At 54.3% G+C, this 411-nt stretch carries 1 rRNA gene; it reads left to right on the forward strand.

Features of this window, described 5'->3' with window-relative positions:
- A 16S ribosomal RNA gene (locus NR177_RS23780) occupies positions 1-411 on the forward strand; the annotation flags it as partial.

Raw genomic sequence — 411 nt, forward strand, 5'->3', positions numbered from 1 at the left:
TGAGACAGGTGCTGCATGGCTGTCGTCAGCTCGTGTTGTGAAATGTTGGGTTAAGTCCCGCAACGAGCGCAACCCTTATCCTTTGTTGCCAGCGATTCGGTCGGGAACTCAAAGGAGACTGCCGGTGATAAACCGGAGGAAGGTGGGGATGACGTCAAGTCATCATGGCCCTTACGAGTAGGGCTACACACGTGCTACAATGGCGCATACAAAGAGAAGCGACCTCGCGAGAGCAAGCGGACCTCATAAAGTGCGTCGTAGTCCGGATCGGAGTCTGCAACTCGACTCCGTGAAGTCGGAATCGCTAGTAATCGTGGATCAGAATGCCACGGTGAATACGTTCCCGGGCCTTGTACACACCGCCCGTCACACCATGGGAGTGGGTTGCAAAAGAAGTAGGTAGCTTAACCT

This window comes from Pantoea sp. Fr+CA_20 (assembly GCF_024520835.1).
Lineage (GTDB): Bacteria > Pseudomonadota > Gammaproteobacteria > Enterobacterales > Enterobacteriaceae > Pantoea > Pantoea allii.